Below are 19,534 nucleotides of genomic sequence, written 5' to 3'. Positions count from 1 at the left end.
TCAGGCCCCCAGCTTCTTGCGGTTCGCCCGGGCGAGGAGCGTGCGGACCGCACCGATCACCAACAGGAGCAGCAGCATCACCCAGGCGATGGCGGACGCCTGGCCGAGCGCCCCGGTCACCCAGCCCTTCTCGTACATCAGCAGACTCAGCGTCTGGAACTGGTTGCCGCTGCCACCGCTGATGCCGAGACTGCCGCCGAAGATCATCGGTTCGCCGAACAGCTGGGTGGCGCCGATCGTCGAGACCACGATCGTGAAGAGGATCGTCGGACGGATCGACGGAATCGTCACGCTGAGGAACTGGCGCCACCGGGAGGCCCCGTCCAGCGCCGCCGCCTCGTACAGGTCCTTCGGCACGGCCTGCATCGCGGCCAGATAGATCAGCGCGTTGTAGCCGGTCCAGCGCCAGGTCACGATCGTCGAGATGGCGATCTGCGCGGGCCACTTGGAGGACTCCCAGTCGACCGGCTCGAACCCGACCCAGCCCAGGACGGTGTTGATCAGGCCGTAGTCGGTGTTGAAGAGCTGGGCGAAGACGAGGGTGGCCGCCGCGATCGAGGTGGCGTACGGGGCGAGGACCGCGACCCGGAAGAACCCCCGGGCGCGCAGCCGGTAGTTGAGCAGATGGGCCAGGCCGAGCGCCATCAGCAGCTGGGGGACGGTCGACACCACACCGATCGTGAACGTGTTGGCGAGCGCGTTCCAGAAGAACTCGCTCTCCGCGAGGGAGGTGTAGTTGTCCAGGCCACGCCACTCCGCCTCACCGCCGAGCTCCACGCGGTGCAGCGAGAGCCAGCCGGTGTAGACCAGCGGGAAGATCCCGAAGGCGGCGAAGGTGAGGAAGAAGGGCGCGACGAACGCGTAGGGGCTGAACCGCAGGTCCCACCGGTAGAGCCGGCTGCGAAGGCCCGCGCGGGACGGTGGGGGAGAAGGCGGGGCGGGAGAGGGCGGAGCGGGCGGCGGGGAGCCGTCGGCCGCCGCCCGGAGGGAGGTGGCCACGGGGGCGTCCCTTCGGAATCGGTGCGGATGCGCGGCGCGCGGTCGTGCCGCGTGCGGACGGGCGCGTGCCGTCGGTACGGGCGTGGGGCGGGCCGCGGGTGGTGGCCGCCCGGCGGGGGAGCGCCGGGCGGCCTCGCGGCCTCCGCGTCCCGGCTACTGCTCGATCTTGTCCTCGATCAGTTTCCTGACGTTCTCCCACGCCTTCGCGGGATCCGTGCCGCGCTGCTCGATGTCGAGGATGCCGTTGTCGGTGAGGAAGGTCTTCACCTGGCCGTCCCAGCGGCTGATCGGGGCCGGGGTGATTCCGGCCGCGGCCTCCGAGTAGATCCGGCCGACGGGCGTGTCCCCGAAGTACGGCAGCTTCGCGTCCTGCACGGCCGCAGAGGAGAGCGTGTCCTTGGTCGAGGGGATGTTGCCGTTCACGCCGAAGACCTTGGCGTGCTGCGCGGGCGCGGTGAGCCAGGCGGCCAGCTCCGCGGCCTCCTTGGCGTGCTTGCCCGACTTGGGGACGGCGAGGAACGAGCCGCCCCAGTTGCCGGCCACCGGCGGCGCGGCGATGTCCCACTTGCCCTGGTTGGCCGCGCCCGCCTGGTCCTTGATGATGCCGGTCATCCAGCTCGGGCAGGCGACCGTGGCGAACGCGGAGTTCTTGAAGGCCGCGTTCCAGGTGCCCTTCTCGTCGAACTGGCGGAGCTTGGCCGTGAGGCCGCCCTGCGCCGCGGCGACGGCGGTGTCCCAGGCCTTCTTCACGCCCGGGCTGTTCTCGTAGTCCAGCTCACCCTTGGTGTCCGCGTACTGCACGGCCTCGCTGGAGACGACCGCGTTGAACAGACCGCTCGCCGAGTCGTGGAAGGACGTTCCGGGCGGAGCGGCCTTCTTGTAGGTCTCGCCCGTCTTCAGGAACTTGGCCCAGTCCCCCTGCCACAGCGCGCCCACGGCGGCGCGGTCGGTGGGCAGCTTGGCCTTGGCGAAGAGCTCCTTGTTGTAGCAGATCGCCATCGGGCCGATGTCGGTGCCGAGTCCGATGACCTTGCCGTCGGCGGTGGTGGCCTGCTTGACCTTCCAGTCGAGGTAGGAGCCGAGGTCCGCGCCGCCGGTCGTGCCGAGGTCGACCCACTTGTCCGCCATGGCGGGGCCGGTGGCCTCCGCGACGTAACCGACCTCGAGGGCCTGGATGTCGGCCAGTCCGCTGTTGCGGGAGAGCCGCAGCTTGAGGGTGTCCCAGTATTTCTGCCCGTCGGCGACGTTCGACTCGACGATCCTGATGTTCGGGTGTGCCTTCTCGTACTCGGCGTAGAGCTTGGCGCCCGTCTTGTCGTCGTAGCCGAACGACCCGAACGTCCCGATGCGCAGCGTGATCCGTCCGTCGCCGCCGGCCTCGTCGGAGCCGCCGTCGCCACCGCAGCCGGTGATCAGGGCGGCGCAGACGGCGACCCCGGCGACCGCGGCCCACGCGGTGCGGCGTCGTGCCTGTCTGCTGCGGCTCGTGCTGGAAGTGCGCATTCGACTCTCCTCGTCCGGGGTGATGCGAAGCGTGGCTCGGTGCGGCCCGCGCGGCTCGTGCGTGGGAGCGCTCCCACTGCGTCTCGCCGGAAGGTTGCTGCCTGGCCCGTACGGGTGTCAAGAGGCGGGTCGGAATCCGTTACGCCGTTCTTGGGAGCGCTCCCACGCTTGATACAGTCACGGGACGCAGGGGACACGAGGGGAGACGGCAGATGGTGGTGAGCGGGCGCCAGACCGGCAGGCCCACCCTGGAGGAGGTCGCGGCCAGGGCCGGTGTCGGCCGGGGCACGGTCTCACGGGTGATCAACGGCTCCCCGCGGGTGAGCGAACACGCCAAGGCCGCCGTCGCCCGCGCCGTCGCCGAACTCGGGTACGTACCCAACCGCGCCGCCCGGGCGCTGGCCGGCAGCCGTACGGACGCGGTGGCGCTCGTGATCCCCGAGACCGAGGCCCGGCTCTTCGCCGAACCGTACTTCCTCGACATCATCCGCGGGGTCAGCGCCGAACTCGCCGACGCGGACAAGCAGCTGCTGCTCACGCTGATCCGGAACGACAAGGAGCGGCAGCGCTTCGAGCAGTACCTCGCCGCCCAGCGGGTGGACGGCGTGCTGCTCGTCTCGGTCCACGGCGACGATCCCCTGCCGGACCAGGTGCGGGCGCTCGGCCTGCCGGCCGTGCTCAACGGGCGCCGCACCGAGGCGGAGGAGGTGGCCTACGTGGACTCCGACAACGTCGGTGCCGGACGGTCGGCCGTCGCCCATCTCGCCGGGAGCGGCCGCCGCCGCATCGCGACCGTCACCGGCCCCCTGGACATGTACGTCGCCCGCTGCCGCCTCGACGGCTACCGCCAGGGCCTGGCGGAGGCCGGGATCGCCGCGGACGAACGGCTCGTCGCCACGGGCGACTTCACCGAGGAGGGCGGACGGCGGGCGATGCGGCAGCTGCTCGAGCGCGAACCGGAGCTCGACGCCGTCTTCGCCGCCTCGGACGTGATGGCGGCGGGAGCCCGCGGCGTGCTGAGGGAGGCGGGGCGCCGGGTCCCGCAGGACGTGGCCCTCGTCGGGGTCGACGATTCGGCCGTGGCCCGTCACATGGATCCGCCGCTGACCAGCGTGCGGCAGCCGATCGAGGAGATGGGGCGCACCATGGCCCGGCTGCTGCTCCAGGAGATCGCCGAGTCGTCGGGTGAGCAGCCGCACCGGGTGCTCCCGACGGAGCTGGTCGTCCGCGAGTCGTCCTGAACCGCCTCCCAAGATGCATCGGGCCCGCGATGCCCGGAGAATTGCAGCAACAGGGCCCGTATCCGCCACCGGGCGCAACCTGGCGCCACCGGGCGCAACCCGGCGCCACTGGGCGCAACTTGGCAAGGGGGCGGTCGACGATGCCGCTGCGACAGGAGTACCGGTCGTTCATGGCCGGGACACTGCGGCAGTGGGTCGTCGTCTATGTGTGTGCCGTCGCCCTGCTCACGGGCTTCTACCTCACGGTGCCGTCCCGGCACACGCTTCTCTGGGCGTTGATCGGCCTCAGCGGCGTCGCCGCGATCCTCACCGGTGTCCACATCCACAAGCCCGCCAAACGGTGGCCGTGGCTCGTGCTCGCGGGCGCAAACTTCACCTTCGTCGCCGGCGACACCGCGTACAACCTGCTTGAGAGCCTGTTCGACCAGCCCAACCCCTTCCCCTCGGTCGCGGACGCCCTGTACCTGGCCACGTACCCGCTGTTCGCCATCGGTCTCTTCGGCTTCATCCGTTACCGGGCCGCCGGGCGCGACCTCGCCGTGGCGCTCGACGCCCTCATCCTCACGTCGGGGCTGGCCCTGCTCTCCTGGGTGTACCTGATCACCCCGCTCAGCAAGTCGCCCGACATGACGTGGATCGAGAAGGCCATCTCGATCGCGTATCCGCTCGGCGACGTCCTGATGCTCGCGATGCTCGCCCGCCTCCTGGTGCCCGGCGGGCTGAGATCCCGAGCGGTGCAGCTGCTCACCGTGGGGACCTGCGGAATCCTGGCGTCCGACGTCATCTACGGAGCGCTCCAGCTGAAGGGGACCTGGACGGTCGGCACCGGCTGGGACCTCGGCTGGGTCATCTTCTTCACGGCCTGGGGACTGGCGGCCCTGCACCCCTCCATGACCGGCCTGACCGAGCGTGCGCCCCAGCCGCCGCCGGTCATCGCCGAACGGCGTCTGGCCCTGCTCGCCGCGGCCTCGCTCGTCGCCCCCGTCCTGCTGCTCTACCAGTCGCTCCGCGAGGACCGCGAGCAGGACATCGCCGTCATCGCCGTGTTCTCCGCGATCATGTTCCTGCTGGTCCTCACCCGCCTGTGGTACATGATGGCCGAGCACCGCAGCGCCGAGGCCCGCGAGCGCAGTCTGCGGGTCGCCGCCGCCTCCCTGGTGGCCGCACTGAGCCCCCGTGAGGTCGCCAGCGCCGTCGAGGCGGCCGCCGCGACCCTCGTCGGGCCCGGAACGCCGCACAAGACGATGCTCCTCGCCCGCGACCGCCGGCGCTTCCTCTACGCCGTCCCGACCGGGCATCTGCCCTGGAACTTCCGCGGTACGGAACTCTCCGGCCCCGACAGTCAGCCCTGGCCCGAGCTGCTCGCCCATGGCGGCCGGCTCGTCGGCACCGACGAGCTCGATCCCACCGTCGCGCACGCCCTCGGGCCGCTGTCGCACGCCCTGCTCTGCCCGCTGGCGCTGCAGGCGCCCGCCGCCGGCGAACCGCTGCTCGGCGCGGTGCTGCTCGCCGCCCCGGAGAAGAAGCTCCGCGAGATCTCCGGGCCCGCGCAGTCCCTCGCCTCCCAGGCCGCCCTCGCCCTGGAGCGCTTCGGGCTCAGCGAGGAGGTCAACCGCCGCACCAGCGAGGCGTACTTCCGTACCCTCGTCCACAACACCTCGGACGTCATCCTGATCGTCGACGACGACGACACCGTGCGGTACGCCAGCCCGTCGGCCGAGTCGATGTTCGGACACGCGCTGATGCCCGGGACGCCGCTGACCGACCTCCTGGCTCCCGGCGACGCCGCCAGCGCGCTGCGGATCCTCGCGGGCGTCCGCTCGCGCGACGACGTGGACGCCCGGGACGACTGGAAGCTGCGCCGCGACGAGTCCACGGACCTGCACGTCGAGGTCCGGTGCAGCAACCTCCGTTACGAACAGACCGTCCACGGTCTCGTCCTCACCCTGCGGGACGTCACGGAGCAGCGGAAGCTGGAACGGGAGCTCACCCACCGCGCCTTCCACGACTCGCTCACCGGCCTGCCCAACCGGGTCCTGCTCCTCGAACGGATCGAGCGAGCACTGCTGCGCGGACGCCGCGACTCCACGCTGACCTGCATGCTCTTTGTCGACCTCGACGACTTCAAGGTCGTCAACGACACCATGGGGCACTCGGTCGGCGACGAACTGCTCGTCGCGGTGGCCCGTCGGCTGACCTCCGTCCTGCGGCTCAGCGACACCGCCGCGCGGCTGGGCGGGGACGAGTTCGCCGTCCTGATCGAGGGCGCCAAGGAACCCGTTGACGCCGAGGCCCTCGCCGCCCAGATCGTGCACACCCTGAGCCAGCCCTTCCACCTCACCGACGGCGCCGTCTCGGTCTCGACGAGCGTCGGCATCGCCACGGTCCTGGACAGCGCCCACGCCGAGGAGCTCCTCGGCCACGCCGACCTCGCCCTGTACGCCGCCAAGGCCGCGGGCAAGAAGCGCTGGCGGCGGTTCCGGCCGGAACTGCACGCCCGTCTCGTCGCCCGCCACGAACTGCAGGAGGGCATGGACACGGCCATCGCCGACCACGCCTTCGCCCTGCGCTACCAGCCGATCGTGGACGTCGCCGGCGGGTCCGTCGCCGGCTTCGAGGCACTGATCCGCTGGCCGCACGCGCGGCGCGGGATGGTGCCGCCCGACCAGTTCATCACCCTGGCCGAGGAGAGCGGCCACATCATGCCGCTCGGCGCCTGGGTGCTCGAACACGCGGCGCTCGACGTCGCCCGCTGGCAGCGGGCCCGCCCGGACCGGCAGCCGCCCCTGTACATCAACGTCAACGTCTCGCCCCGGCAGTTCCGCGACCCCGGCCTCCTCGACGACGTCCGCCGTACCCTCAACTCCTCCGGGCTCGCACCCGGCACCCTGGTCCTGGAGCTCACCGAGACCGTGCTCATGCGCAGGGACGAGCAGATCCGCACCACCATGCGGCAGTTGCGTGAACTCGGGGTCTCCATCGCGATCGACGACTTCGGCACCGGGTTCTCCTCGCTCAGCTATCTGCGGGAGTTCCCCATCGACGTGCTCAAGGTCGACAAGTCGTTCATCGACGACATCGCCACCGACCGGCAGCAGCTCGCCCTGGTCGAGGGGATCGTCCGGATCGCCGACGTCCTCGGACTGGAGGTGGTCGCCGAGGGCATCGAGCACGAGGGGCAGCGCGAGCTCCTCGCCGACATGGGCTGCCAGTACGGCCAGGGCTTTCTCTTCGCCCGTCCCATGACCGCCCACCAGGCCGAGTCCTTCCTGCGCCGCTCCTCGCCCGTCACCGCGTCCGCACCGGCCGGGAGCGCCGTCGCCGGGCGACCCTCCGCGCCCGTCCGGCCGATGACGGCGCAGCAGGCCGCGGCCGAGGCGGCCCGGGCCCAGGCCGCCGGGGCGCAGGCGGCGGTGAACCGGCCGACCGGCAGCGCACGCCGCGGTGCGGCGCAGCGCGATCGCCGGTGGCGCGACCTGGAGCGGCTGAAGCGCACCAGCCCGATGTGCGACGCCGTCATCGACGAGATCGACGGCCGCAAGCTGCGCGTCGAGAACGAATGGCTCGTCGACTTCGCCTCCTGCAACTACCTCGGCTTCGACCTCGAACCGGAGATCATGGCGTCGATCGGCCCGCAGGTCAGCAGCTGGGGCACGCACCCCAGCTGGTCCCGACTGATCGGCAGCCCCCGGCTGTACCCCCGGATCGAGGAGCGGCTGACCGAACTCCTCGGCGCGCCCGACACCCTGCTGCTGCCGACGATCACCCTCATCCACCAGTCGGTGATCCCGCTGCTCGCCGGCGACGGACAGGTCTTCGTCGAGGCGACGGCCCACCGCACGGTGTACGACGGGTGTGTGGTGGCCCGCGGCCAGGGTGCGACCGTGCAGCGCTTCCACGCGGACAGCCCGTGGGAACTGGACATACAACTGCGGGCCGTCCCCGCCGGGGAGAGCCGCCTGGTCTGCATGGACGGCGTCAACAGCATGACCGGCAACTTCCCGGACCTCCGCGAGATCGCCCGGATCTGCCGTGAGAACGGCGCACTGCTCTACGTGGACGACGCCCACGGATTCGGCGTGATCGGCGAACGGGGCAGCGGCGAGTCCTCGCCCTGGGGCTCCCGGGGGAACAGCATCGTCCGCCACCTCGGCGAGTCCTACGAAGGTGTCGTCCTGGTCGGCGGCTTCTCCAAGGCGTACTCGTCGCTGCTCGCCTTCCTCGCCGTACCGAAGTGGCTGAAGGACCACCTCAAGGTCGCGGCCGCGCCCTACCTCTACTCCGGGCCCTCCCCGACAGCCTCGCTCGCCACCGCCCTCGCCGGACTCGACGTCAACGCCGAGCGAGGGGACGCCATCCGGGCCGATCTGTTCCGCAAGACCGCGCGGATCCTCGACCACGTACGCGCCCTGGACATCGCCACCCCCAACACCGACGGCCTGCCGATCATCGAGATCCCGCTCGCCGACGCACAGGACCTCGAAGCGGTGGCCTCGTTCCTGTGGGCGCGCGGCATCTACGTCACACTGGCCAGTTACCCCCTCGTCCCGCGCAACCGCGTGGGCTTCCGCGTCCAGGTCACTGCCGCCAACACCGACGAGGAGATCGACCAGCTCAACGCGGCGCTGACCGACCTCTCGCTACGCTTCGCCCTGCAGCGGGTGCACGGAGACCCCCACCCCGGCGTCGCCGCCGGCCGGCCCGCGGACTCCCGATGAGCCCGTCGGCGCGGGCGCTCCGGCACAACCACGACGCGGACTGGGACTCCTGGCCCGTCTCCGACTACCTGGCGGAGAACTACCGGCAGCTGCACCCGTGCGACATCGGCGTCATCCACCACCACTCGGCCTTCTACCGGCAGTTCGCGCCCGGCAGCGTCGCCCGCTCCCTGGAGTTCGGCGCCGGGCCCAATCTGTACCCCCTCATGCTGGCCGCCGCCGCGAGCCGGCGCATCGACGCCCTCGAACCCAGCACCGCCAGCGTCGGATACCTCCGTGAACAGCTCGCCCACGGGCCCGACGCGAGCTGGCGGCCCTTCCACGCCCTCTGCCGGGCACTCGACCCGGGCCTTCCCGAGACGCCCGCCGAGGCCCTCGCCCGGGTGCGGATCGTCCCCGGCGACGCCGACGACGTCCCCTCGGGGACGTACGACCTGGCCTCGATGAACTTCGTCGCCGAGAGCGTCACCGAGGACTTCGCCGAGGTCGCCGCGTTGTGCGCCGACTTCGTCCGCTCGGTCCGGCCCGGAGGGCATCTCGTGGCCGCCTTCATGGAACGCATGCCCAGCTACCGCATCGGCGACGGCCCGAACTGGCCGGCCTGCCCGGTGGACGCGGGTGCGATCCGCTCCGTCTTCGCGCCGCTGACCGACGGGCTGCGCATCAGCCGGCTGGCGAAGGACCGCACCCTGCCCGAGTACGGAGACACGGGGCTGCTCCTCCTCACGGCCCGCCGGACGGAGCGGCCACCGCGACCCTGACCGGCGCGGGACACCGCCCTCACCTGCGGCTTCGCGACGGGCCCCCACGTTAGGATGGTTCGATGGGAGGAAACCACCGACGTCGTCGGTCGGTCACGATGATGGCGGTGATCGCGTTCACGGCCGTCACGCTCCTGTCCACCGGATGTGCCTCCGGGGCCCCGGACCTGCGCGTGGGAATCGCCTACGGCGACCGTCTGGTCTGGATGTCCGACAAGGACCTCGACGCCGCACTCGACGACGCCGTGGACGTCGGCGCTCGATGGGTGAGGGCGGATCTGCTCTGGTCGAACGTGCAGCCGGACGGGCCGGACGCGTACCACTGGGAGGCCTTCGACCGAGTCGTCGCCGCCGTCACGGAGCGCGACCTGACCCTCCTGCCGGTCCTCGGATTCACACCGGAGTGGGCACGCCCCGCCGACTGCGCGGAGAAGCAGTGCCGGCCCGCCGACCCGGCGGAGTTCGCCGCGTTCGCCGGCGCCGCCGCGGCGCGCTACGCACCACGAGGGGTCCACACCTGGGAGGTCTGGAACGAGCCGAATCTCGCCCAGGCCTGGGCACCGGCACCTGACGAAGGCACGTACACGGCCCTGCTGAGGGCGACGAGCCGGGCCCTGAGGGAGAGCGATCCGGAGGCGTACGTCATTCTGGGCGGGCTCGCGGCGACCACGACGAAGGACGGGGACATCTCCCAGACCGCGTTCCTGCAGGGAGTGTCGGCGCGCGGCGGCAACCACCTGGTGGACGCCGTCGGCTACCACCCGTACACCTACCCGTTCCTGGCGAGTTCCGTGACCGAGTGGGGTACTCCATGGGAGCGGATCGACAGCGCACGGGACAGCCTGAGGAGCGTGCTCGTCGCGAACGGCACTCCGAAATTGCCTGTGTGGATCACCGAGTTCGGCGCGCCGACGAACGGTCCCGGTACGGCGTCGGACGGCCGGCCGGGCACCGTCGGTGCGGATACGACACACGTACCGGAGGCGCGTCAGGCGCAGATCGCCGCGGACGCCGTGCGCACGGCCGCCGCGACCCCGCTCGTCGGCGCCCTGATCTGGTACGCGGAGCGCGATCTCGGCACGGACCGACGGGACAGCGAGAACTTCTACGGCCTCCGCCGGGCGGACGGCAGCGCGAAGCCCGCCCTCGACGCGCTGCGCGACGCGATCGCCCACCTCAACCGCGGCTAGGGGAGGGCAGTGAGCGGAACAGGTCGAGGTAGCGGTCGGTGAGGGTGGGCCAGGCGTAGTGCTCGACGGCGCGCCGTCTGCCGTTGGCGCCGAGCCGGTCGGCGAGGTCTCCGTCGTTCAGAACGCGTGCGCATGCTTTGGCCAGGGCCTGCGGATCGCCGCGTGGGACGATGAGACCGGTGTCCTCGTCGGTGATGACGTAGGGGATGCCGCCGGCGTCGGAGCCGACCACGGGGGTGGCGCAGGCCATCGCCTCGACGAGCACCATGCCGAAGGACTCCGCGGCTGTGAGCGACGGCAGGACCAGCACGGCGGCGTTCCGCATCTCGGTGACGAGCGAGGCGCCGGTGAGCGGTCCGGTGAACTCCACGCGGTGGGTGACGCCGAGGTCCTCGGCGAGCGCCTTGTGGTCGGCCGTTGCGTCCCCGCCTCCCACCAGGCGCAGCCCGGCTTCCGGCAGTTCGTCCGCCAGGATCGCGAACGCGCGCAGCAGCACGTCGACGCCCTTCCAGGGGGACGTGCGGTCGAGCCTTCCCACATACACGACCGTGCGCGGCCGGGTGGACGCCTTCGGCCCCGGTGTGAACCGCTCCACGTCCACCCCCGGCGTGATCTCCAGAGCCCCGGGACGGCCGGAGGCAAGCGAGGCGGGTGACACCGCGACCAGTGCGCGGGTGCGGGCGAACACCCGGGGCAGGGCGTACCGCTCGTAGCAGCCCAGGAGCCGGTCGCGGATCCTGTCGCCCTTCACCATGGTTCCGGCGTGGTAGGTCATGACGGCCGGCCTCCTGCCCGCCACCGCGACCGCCAGTTCGCCGAGGCCCGGCACCGGGGCATGGGCGTGGACGACGTCGACGCGGAGCCGGCGCAGCCAGCGGCGCAGCTGGAACGGCCACAACGGGTTGACCGGGGTGTTGACGTACCGGCTTGTCCAGGTGCCCAGGCGGACGACCGGCACGCCGTCCTCGACGGCCACCGAGGTGCGCCGTCCGGTCGTGCTCGCCGTGATGACCGCGGCGCGCATCCCCGGATCCGCGGCCACCGCGTGCGCGACCTGGTGCGCGTACAGCTCGACGCCGCCGATGTGAGGCGCGTAGTAGGGCGCGACGACGGCGACCGTGCGCGCCCGGAGGCCGGGGTCGGCGGCGCGGTCGAAGACCTCGACGGTACGGTCCACCAGCTCCTCCCAGCGTGGTTCGCCCGGCGCGCCCCCGGGGCTCCGCCGGCCGATCGCGGTGGCCCGGGCCGCGAGGACCCCGGGCAGGTCGGCCGTGGAGCCCGACACGCACACGATCTCGCGGGCCCGGGAGGCGACTCGGGCCGGGACCGACCGGGCGAGCGGCCCATGTGGGCCCCGCGCGGGCCGGCCGACATGGCAGGTCAGCACGAGTGGCAGGTCGCCGCAGGACCGAGCCACGGCGGCGGCGAGCAGGGGCGCGGGGAGGTGGACGTCGACGAGGTCCACCCGCTCCCTCTCGACGATGCGGCGCAGGTCGTGCCCCCAGCGCAGCGCCAAGGGGGTACCGGGCGCGGCCAGCCGGTACACCTTCATGCCGTCGCGGTCCTCGCGGCGCCGCGGCCGCGTACCCCGCTCCGAGGGGGCCGCGACCACCACCCGGCGATCGTGCCGGGAGTTCAGGAGACGCGCGAGCTGCCACGCGTGCCGCGCCACGGGACCGGTGTCGTCGGGCGGGAGATGCGGCGCCACGATCAGAACCGAACGGAAGTTCATGGGAGGGCTCCTGACGCTGAATCTGCCCGGATCAGTGCCGGAGACCGTTGCCGGCAGGTGCGGGAGGCAGTGAGCGGAACAGGTCGAGGTAGCGGTTGGTGAGGGTGGGCCAGGCGTAGTGCTCGACGGCGCGCCGCCTGCCGTTGGCGCCGAGCCGGTCGGCGAGGTCGCCGTCGCTCAGCACCCGTGCGCAGGCCTTCGCCAGAGCGTGCGGATCGCCGCTCGGCACGATGAGTCCGCTGTCCTCGTCGGTGATGACGTAGGGGATGCCGCCGGCGTCGGAGCCCACCACGGGGGTGGCGCAGGCCATCGCCTCGACGAGCACCATGCCGAAGGACTCGGCGGCGGTGAGCGAGGGCAGGACCAGCACGGCGGCGTTCCGCATCGCGTCGAGCAGTACGTCTCCCGGAACGCTCCCGGTGAACTCCACACGGTCGGTGATGCCGAGCTGCGCGGCGAGCGCCGCATGGTCGGCAGCCGCGTCTCCGCCTCCCACCAGGCGCAGCCCGGCTTCCGGGAGCTCGTCACCCAGGATCGCGAACGCGCGCAGCAGCACGTCGACGCCCTTCCACGGGGAGGCCCGGTCGAGCCTCCCCACGAACACGACCGTACGCGGCCGGGTGGACGCCTTCGGCCCGGGTGTGAACCGCTCCACGTCCACCCCAGGGTTGATCTCCATGGCCCCTGGACGGCCGAAGGCCAGCGAGACCGGGGAACTGGCGACGAGGGCGTCGGCGCGGGCGAACACCCGGGGCAGGGCGTACCGCTCGTATGCGCGGACCAGCAGATCGACGTCCTTGTGCCCCTGGACCATCGACCCGGCGTGGTAGGTCAAGACGGCCGGCCTGCGCCCGGAGCAGGCGATCGCCAGGTCGCCCAGGCCGGGAGCGGGCGCGTGGGCGTGGACGACGTCGACGCGGAGCCGCCGCAGCCAGCGCCGCAGCTGGAACGGCCACAACGGGTTGACCGGGGTGTTGAGATGGCGTAGCCAGGTGCCCAGACGGACGACCGGCACGCCGTCCTCGACGCCCACCGAGGTACGCCATCCCGTCGTGCTCGCGGTGATGACCGCGGCGCGCATGCCCGGCTCCGCGGCGACCGCCTGCGCCACGCGGTGCGCGTAGTGCTCGACGCCGCCGCGCCGCGGGGGGAAGTTGGGCGCGACGACGGCGACCGTGCGCGCCCGGCGGCCGGGATCGGCGGCGCGGTCGAAGACCTCGACGGTACGGTCGCTCTGCCGATCCCAGGTCAGCTCGCGGGCCACGTGCTCCCGGCCGGCGCTGCCGAGGCGCTGCGCCAGGGCGCGGTCGCCGAGCACCGATGCCAGCGCGTCCGCGAGGCGCCGCGCGTCCCCGGGGGGCACGAGGAGCCCGTTGCCCCCGTCCTCGACCAGCGAGGGGATGCCGCCCACAGGGGTCGTCACCACCGGGCGTCCGCCGGCCATGGCCTCGACGAGCACGCACGGGAAGCTGTCGAAGTGCGTGGGCAGCGCCAGGACCCGGGCGTCACGGTAGGCCGAGGCCAGGTCCGCGCCCTCGACGCGCCCCCGGAACGCCACGTGCCGTGAGATGCCGAGACGGTGTGCGAGCGCTTTGTGGTCGGCGGCCCCCGAGCCGTCTCCGACCACGTCGAGGTGCAGATCGGGGAACTCACCGACGAGCTGCCGCACCGCTCGCAGCAGGTCGGGAAGCCCCTTGTAGGCGGCGGCCCGGTCCAGCGAACCGACGAACACGATGCGTGGCGCGTCGGGCACCGGGCTCGGCGGGAAGCTCTCCAGGGTCACACCGGGTGAGATGGTCGTGCACCGGCCCGCGAAGAGCCGGGGCAGGTCCCCCGGGACGTAGTCGGACGAGCACACGATCTCCTGGGCGCGTCCGGCTGTCCGGGCCAGCAGCGTCCGTTCGTAGGCCGCGCAGACCAGGTCGGGCAGGAGGCGGCCCTTGCGCATCCGGCCCGTGTGGTAGGTCAGCACGAACGGAAGGTCGCCGCACGCCTGTGCGGCGGCGTCGGCGAAGAGGGGCACCGGCGCGTGCGCGTTGACGAGTTCGACTCCCTCGTGCTCGATCACGGTGCGCAGACGGCCGCTCCAGTGCAGGCCCAGCGGGGTGTGGGAGATCCGCAGGGGAGCGGGCAGGCGGTAGACCGGGAAGCCGTCGGGGTGGTCGTACCGTCCGCCGCGTGTTCCGTGGGGCGCGGTCGTGGCGACGACGACCCGCATGCCGTGCCGGGTCCTCAGCGATCGCGCGAGATTCCAGACGTACTGTTCCAGCCCTCCGAGGGCGGGCGGGAAGTACGGGGAGGCGAGCAGGACGGCGCGCGGTGTCATGACGGTTCCTCCTTCGGCGCGTGTCTCGTCACAGGAGAGGTGTGTGACGACGTGGTGAGGCGTGGGGTCCGTATGAGGACCGGGGTTCTCGGCCGCCGTACGAGCGGCGGCACGACGGACGCGTGGACGGTCATCGGACGTCTCCCTCGGCTCCCTCGGGCGGGTGGGGCCCCGGTGTGGTCGCCGGGCGGCGGGCGGTCCGCCTTCGGGCGAACAGTGCGATGCAGCCGTAGACGCCGGAGGCGAGGTTGCCCACCAGCCAGGCGAAGCCGATCCACAGCAGCCCCTTCGGCGCCCACGCGACGGCGAGGCCGACGGTCACCGCGGTGAGGACGACGCCGCTCGCGACCAGGTGCCCGAGGCGGCCGGCCAGTTTGAGCCCGAAGCTGACCCACGTCCGCAGGGCGACGGCGAGGGCGCCGACCGTCAGGATGATCAGCGGGCCACGGGCGTGGTCCACGTACGAGCCGCCGAACAACCGCAGGACCAGGCCGGCGGCGGCCACGAGGACGACCGAGGCGGGGATCTGCACCGCGGCCAGGATGAGGGCCGAACGCCTGAGCATCACCGCGAACCGCGTCTCGTCGTAGGAGACTTCGGCGAGCAGGGCCTCTCCCACGTTGTCGGACAGGGTGTTCAGCAGGTTCGCGATCTGGAAGGCGACGAAGTAGTAGCCCGCGGCGGCGGCGCCCAGCCAGTGCAGCGCGATCAGCGGCGTCACCAGGATCGGCACCAGGGTCAGCGCGCTGAACGCGTAGCTCGCGGCCGAGAAGCCGGCCTGGGGGAGCAGAGGGGCGCGGCGCAGCCGGAGGTCGACGCGGAAGCCGACCCTGCGCCACAGGAAGAAGAACGAGGCGAGCACCGCGGCGGCGCAGGCGCCGCCGGACGCGGTGACGATCCCGTACGATCCCGCACCCACGAGGAACAGGGGAAGAAGGATCTTCGTCAGTCCCTGGACGCCTCCGTCGACGACCAGGTTGAACTGCGGCTTGCGGGCGCCGATGAAGACGGCGTCGGTCAGCTGGTTGAGGGCGGCGAAGACACAGAAGGCCACGAAGGCTGCCGCGAGCAGCAGGTCGGACCGTACGAACACCAGGTCGTGGCCGTACCAGCGCAGGCCGAAGAGGTAGGCCGACGCCAGGATGCACGCGGAGCCCGCCACGAGAAGTACCGACTTGGTGATCTGCGCGTTCCGGGTACCCGCGGGAGCGAGGAAGCGGATGAGCGTGCTGTTGAGCCCGAAGAGGCTGAAGAAGGCGATCAGTTCGGTCGCCGAGATCAGGGTCGTGGCCAGACCCACCTGCTCGGGCGGGTAGAGACGCGCGACGATGATCCAGAAGACGAAGCCGAGCACGGCCATCGCCACCGACGAGGCCATCAGGAAGAACGAGCTGCGGGTCAGCTGGTCCTGACGCCGTGCGCTCCTTCCGCCGCCGGCCGAGCCGGCGGGGGAGCCCGAGTACGGCCGTGCCTGCGCCTTCATCGGAAGATCTCCGCCCCGTCACTGCTGTAGATCTTGTTCTTCGTCTCCTCCAGCAGGCTGGTGGGGTACTTGTAGGTCACCAGGTCACCGCGGTGGAAGATGGTCGCTTCGCCGCTGCGCACCGTGGTCGTGCCCAGGAGCACGGTCGCGTCCTCGCGGATGAGGAGCGGGTAGATGTCGTTCCTCGCCGTGGTCGGGACTGCCGTCCCGTCATGGCTCAGGTTGTAGCGGTCGCTCAGGTTCTCCGACTGGACGTCCCCGAGTTCGTCGGGCGGAGTATGTGTCGCCAGCCAGGCCAGGGCCGCGCGCTCCTGCGCGTGCGGGTAGTAGATGTCGTAGTACGTGCCCGCGTTGTCGAGGTGCAGCTGCGGCGGATTCCCGCCGAAGAGCTTGGGCAGGACACCCGTCAGATCGAAGAAGAGCAGCATGATCACCGAGCAGGCCAGCGCTTCGGTCCACCGCCGTCCCACCCACCGGCACGCCCACACCACCCCGGCCGCGATGAAGGGTGCGAAGACGAAGAGCCCCTGCTGGAAGGCGCGCAGCACGCCGTACTCGACGGAGAGCTGCGGGAGAACGGTGAGCATCCCCACGACCGCGACCATGCCGGCGGCCAGTGTCACCTGGTCACGGGTCGGCCGGAACTCCTTGCGCCGCCCCCAGAGGGAGGTGACGATGCCGAGCAGCAGGAACACCTGCCACAGCCGTGCGACGGCCTGCCGCAGGAAGTCGCCGACCGCCGACACGTCGACGCCCCGGTCCTCCGCCGCCTGCCCGAGCGAGGTGAGGGGGAGGCGCGGCTCCGGTGCGGGCTCGACCGCTCCGTCGGGGGCCGCCGACCACGGCACGTACACCCCGTCCGCCCGCTCGGCCGCCGTGCCGCGCAGAGTGACGGTCTGGAAGTCGCGCAGCCGCTCCTCCGGGCTGCTCCGCTCCCCGCCGAACAGGCTGTACGCCACGTCGGACGACCAGGCCGCGGGCTGCCTGCCGCCGCCCGTGACCTCCTGCACGGTGGCGACGACGGTGGACCTCAGCTGGCCGGCCGTGTGGGTCAGCGGGCCCGTCCACAGGAGCGCGGCGGCCACGGCGGACACGACGATCCACCAGGCCACGAAGGCGGGCTCCCCGGCGGCCGCGGGCTTCGCACCCCGGGTGCGCGAGAGCAGCCGCCAGCAGAAGTCCGCTCCGAGCGCCAGCGCGAGCGCCGCGAGGAAGACGTACGCCGTCGAGTAGTGCGCCAGGACGACGCCGACGGTCAGCACCAGGAAGGTGATCCGGCGGCGGCGCAGCGCCCGGCCCCTGTCCGTCAGCACGAGCATCGCGCATCCGAGGAAGAGGAACGCGATCTCCTGACGGGTCAGGAACATCATGTCCGTGAAGAAGGTCGGGAAGATCATGAACAGGACGGCCGACAGCACCGCCACGAACGGGGGTGCCACGTTGCGCACCGAGCGGTGGACGAGCACGGGTGCGAGTGCGAAGAGGAGAGGCAGCACGGCCTTGAAGACGTACGGGCCGGGAATGTCGGTCAGCCGCACCCAGGACGTCGGCAGCAGGGTGATGCTCAGACAGGCGTTGTAGGGGTCGCTGAACGCGGCCATGTCCCAGCGGCTCTGGTCCGACGTCAGCCCGAAGACCTCGTACTCGCGCTGGATGTCGTGACCGGTGATGTACCAGCCGCGCAGCGAGCTGAGGAACAGCAGTCCCGCGGCGGCGAAGAACAGGCCGACTCCCACGACGGACGAGGAGTAGCGCCGGTGCCTGACCATCAGGAGCGTCAGGAGGGCCCCGATGACGACCAGCGCGGCGACACCGGCTCCCGAGCCCAGGTCGTTGTTGAGCCGTACCGGACCCGCGACGGACAGGACGAGCGCGAGCGTGCCCAGGACCGTCACGGCGACGAGGCCGGTCGGCAGGCCTTGCGCGCGGAACCGCAGCCACCACGGGGCAGCGGCCGGGTCCTTGACCGGAGGGTCCACCACGGCGGCGGTGACCGTGACGGCCAGGGCCGAGGCGGTGGCGAGCGCCGCGCGTGTGAGCGGCCCGTCCACCCCGACGAGCGGAAGCACCGAGTTGACCACCAGGGCCACGACGATGGAGGAGAGCACGCTCAGTCCGGCGGCCAGCAGCACGCGCCCGTCCCGGGTCGACACGATGCGGGAGGCGGGCCCGTACCAGACAGCGGTCGGCGCGACGAGGAGGAGCCAGATCCCGGCCAGGGTCGCCAAGGGGGTGAGCCCACCGGGCAGGAGCTCGACAAGAGCGGCCAGCACGGTCGTCGCGAGGATGCCCCGGCGGGCGACGAGGCGCCGTCCGACGCGGTCCGCCGCACGCTCCACCGCCGGGGCAGTCGTCGTGGGGCCTCCTCCGGGCGGGTGGGCGGTCATCACCGCGCCCGTTCCGGGAGAGCGCGGTTGGGGAGGTAACCGACCCCCGGGCGGCCCGATACGTGGCTGAGCACCCGCTCCAGTCGCTGCCAGTCGCGGTGCGCGTCGACCTCCCAGCTGTGGCCCCAGAGGTGGAACACGCCACCTCGCTCCAGGCAGAGGTCGAACCAGCTGACGGCGAGCTCGTCCCACTGGAGGAACATCCTGGCGGCCCTTCGCGGCCGCAGCCGCGCCAGGCGCAGGGCGACCGGCCCGTCGACGCGGTGGGCGTAGGCGTGGACGGTGGTGGGCAGTTCCAGAGGCGGACCGGCGGCGAGGGAGTTGCGGCGTACGGTGCGCGCGCGCTCGAAGCCCACCGCCCGGGCGGAGTCGACGTGGGCCGCGGTGTACTCGCCGCGCGGATAGCAGAAGCTCGTGACCGCCGCGCCCACCGTGCCTTCGAGTTCTTCCTTGCCGGCGCGTATCTCGTCGGCGGCAGCGCTGTCCGTCAGCCGCGGCAGGCGCTGGTGCGTCAGTGTGTGCCCGCCGATCTCGAACCGCTCGGACAGGTCACGGACGCCCGCCGGGGAGAGCCGGTCGCGGGCCGCGATCTCGGCGTTGTGGGGCGCGATGTAGAACGTGCCGGCGATGCCGTACCGGTCGAGCAGGGCGGCGAGGCGGTCGTCGAGCTTGTGCCCGTCGTCCCAGCTCGTCGTCACGACGACGCGGGAGCGCGCGCGTCCTTCGTCGGTCATGGGGTACTCCCGGGTGCCGTGGCGTCCTGGGCGGGCAGCCGGAAGTGCAGACTCTGGCCGCTGTCCAGGAGCGCGACGCGGACGATGACGGAACCCTCGCGCAGCGGCAGCCGGGAGACGGCCGACGCGGGAGCGTCGGGGCCCGGGGTGAGGGCCGTGGTGGTCGATGCCGTGGTGCGGCCGTCGGACGCCTCGACGGAGACCCGCAGTCGGTGGGTTCGTTCGCCGGGCCCGCGGTCCTCCACGGAGACCGGGACGAGCACCGAGCCTCCGGTGACGACCGGGGCGCTGGTGAAGTACAGCTCGGTGTACCGGGCCGGCACCGGCGAGAAGGACTGCGTCAGTTCCTTGCGGATCGCGGGAGTCGCCACGGCGACGACGGCGGCCACCACGACCGCCAGCAGGACCAGGACGACCTTGCGCAGGCGGGGCGACATGGGCCTCTTGCGAGGGCGGGGGC

12 protein-coding genes are annotated in these 19,534 nt (G+C 72.0%); 4 read left to right on the top strand and 8 right to left on the bottom strand.

The genetic code is table 11. The annotated features are described in order from the left end of the window. Complete coding sequence (locus ACF1G2_RS19060) at positions 1 to 999, bottom strand: carbohydrate ABC transporter permease (protein WP_391799381.1); 999 nt, start codon at positions 997 to 999, stop codon at positions 1 to 3. A 153-nt stretch (positions 1,000 to 1,152) separates the two neighbouring features. Continuing rightward, a complete protein-coding gene (locus ACF1G2_RS19055; RefSeq protein WP_391799380.1) occupies positions 1,153 to 2,502 on the bottom strand; it encodes an ABC transporter substrate-binding protein in 1,350 nt (449 codons plus the stop codon). Positions 2,503 to 2,714: 212 nt separating this feature from the next. On the opposite strand from ACF1G2_RS19055, the gene ACF1G2_RS19050 reads away from it, so the two are divergent. From ACF1G2_RS19050 to ACF1G2_RS19035, 4 genes are all read left to right on the top strand, one after another. Then, entirely contained in the window at positions 2,715 to 3,743 is a 1,029-nt protein-coding gene (locus ACF1G2_RS19050; protein WP_391799379.1) for a LacI family DNA-binding transcriptional regulator, read from the top strand. 140 nt (positions 3,744 to 3,883) lie between these two features. Continuing rightward, positions 3,884 to 8,461 (top strand): aminotransferase class I/II-fold pyridoxal phosphate-dependent enzyme, encoded by a 4,578-nt coding sequence (locus ACF1G2_RS19045; RefSeq protein WP_391799378.1) that lies wholly within the window; start codon positions 3,884 to 3,886, stop codon positions 8,459 to 8,461. Continuing rightward, positions 8,458 to 9,222, top strand: coding sequence for a class I SAM-dependent methyltransferase (locus tag ACF1G2_RS19040; RefSeq protein WP_391799377.1), 765 nt, complete (start codon positions 8,458 to 8,460; stop codon positions 9,220 to 9,222). Before ACF1G2_RS19045 ends, ACF1G2_RS19040 begins: the two co-directional genes overlap by 4 nt. A 107-nt stretch (positions 9,223 to 9,329) precedes the next feature. Beyond that, positions 9,330 to 10,412, top strand: a complete 1,083-nt coding sequence (locus ACF1G2_RS19035) for a cellulase family glycosylhydrolase (protein WP_391799376.1) — start codon at positions 9,330 to 9,332, stop codon at positions 10,410 to 10,412. Here the strand turns inward: ACF1G2_RS19035 and ACF1G2_RS19030 are convergent. The 6 genes from ACF1G2_RS19030 to ACF1G2_RS19005 form a co-directional block, all read right to left on the bottom strand. Continuing rightward, entirely contained in the window at positions 10,399 to 12,144 is a 1,746-nt protein-coding gene (locus ACF1G2_RS19030; protein WP_391799375.1) for a glycosyltransferase, read from the bottom strand. The two genes, ACF1G2_RS19035 and ACF1G2_RS19030, sit on opposite strands and share 14 nt — an antisense overlap. A 31-nt stretch (positions 12,145 to 12,175) precedes the next feature. Further along, complete coding sequence (locus tag ACF1G2_RS19025) at positions 12,176 to 14,470, bottom strand: glycosyltransferase family 4 protein (RefSeq protein WP_391799374.1); 2,295 nt, start codon at positions 14,468 to 14,470, stop codon at positions 12,176 to 12,178. Between the two features lie 130 nt (positions 14,471 to 14,600). Further along, positions 14,601 to 15,953: a lipopolysaccharide biosynthesis protein gene (locus ACF1G2_RS19020; protein WP_391799373.1), complete on the bottom strand. Its 1,353-nt coding sequence runs from the start codon at positions 15,951 to 15,953 to the stop codon at positions 14,601 to 14,603. Then, positions 15,950 to 18,340 carry a DUF2206 domain-containing protein gene (locus ACF1G2_RS19015; RefSeq protein ID WP_391799372.1) on the bottom strand — a complete coding sequence of 797 codons (2,391 nt, stop codon included), beginning with the start codon at positions 18,338 to 18,340 and terminating at the stop codon, positions 15,950 to 15,952. Before ACF1G2_RS19015 ends, ACF1G2_RS19020 begins: the two co-directional genes overlap by 4 nt. After that, positions 18,340 to 19,074 (bottom strand): polysaccharide deacetylase family protein, encoded by a 735-nt coding sequence (locus tag ACF1G2_RS19010; RefSeq protein ID WP_391799371.1) that lies wholly within the window; start codon positions 19,072 to 19,074, stop codon positions 18,340 to 18,342. Before ACF1G2_RS19010 ends, ACF1G2_RS19015 begins: the two co-directional genes overlap by 1 nt. Further along, positions 19,071 to 19,511: a hypothetical protein gene (locus ACF1G2_RS19005; RefSeq protein ID WP_391799370.1), complete on the bottom strand. Its 441-nt coding sequence runs from the start codon at positions 19,509 to 19,511 to the stop codon at positions 19,071 to 19,073. Before ACF1G2_RS19005 ends, ACF1G2_RS19010 begins: the two co-directional genes overlap by 4 nt. Positions 19,512 to 19,534 lie beyond the last annotated feature (23 nt).

Origin of the sequence: Streptomyces sp. NPDC013457, assembly GCF_043089925.1 — a bacterium.
Lineage (GTDB): Bacteria > Actinomycetota > Actinomycetes > Streptomycetales > Streptomycetaceae > Streptomyces.
This window is presented reverse-complemented; position numbering and strand designations above follow the sequence as displayed.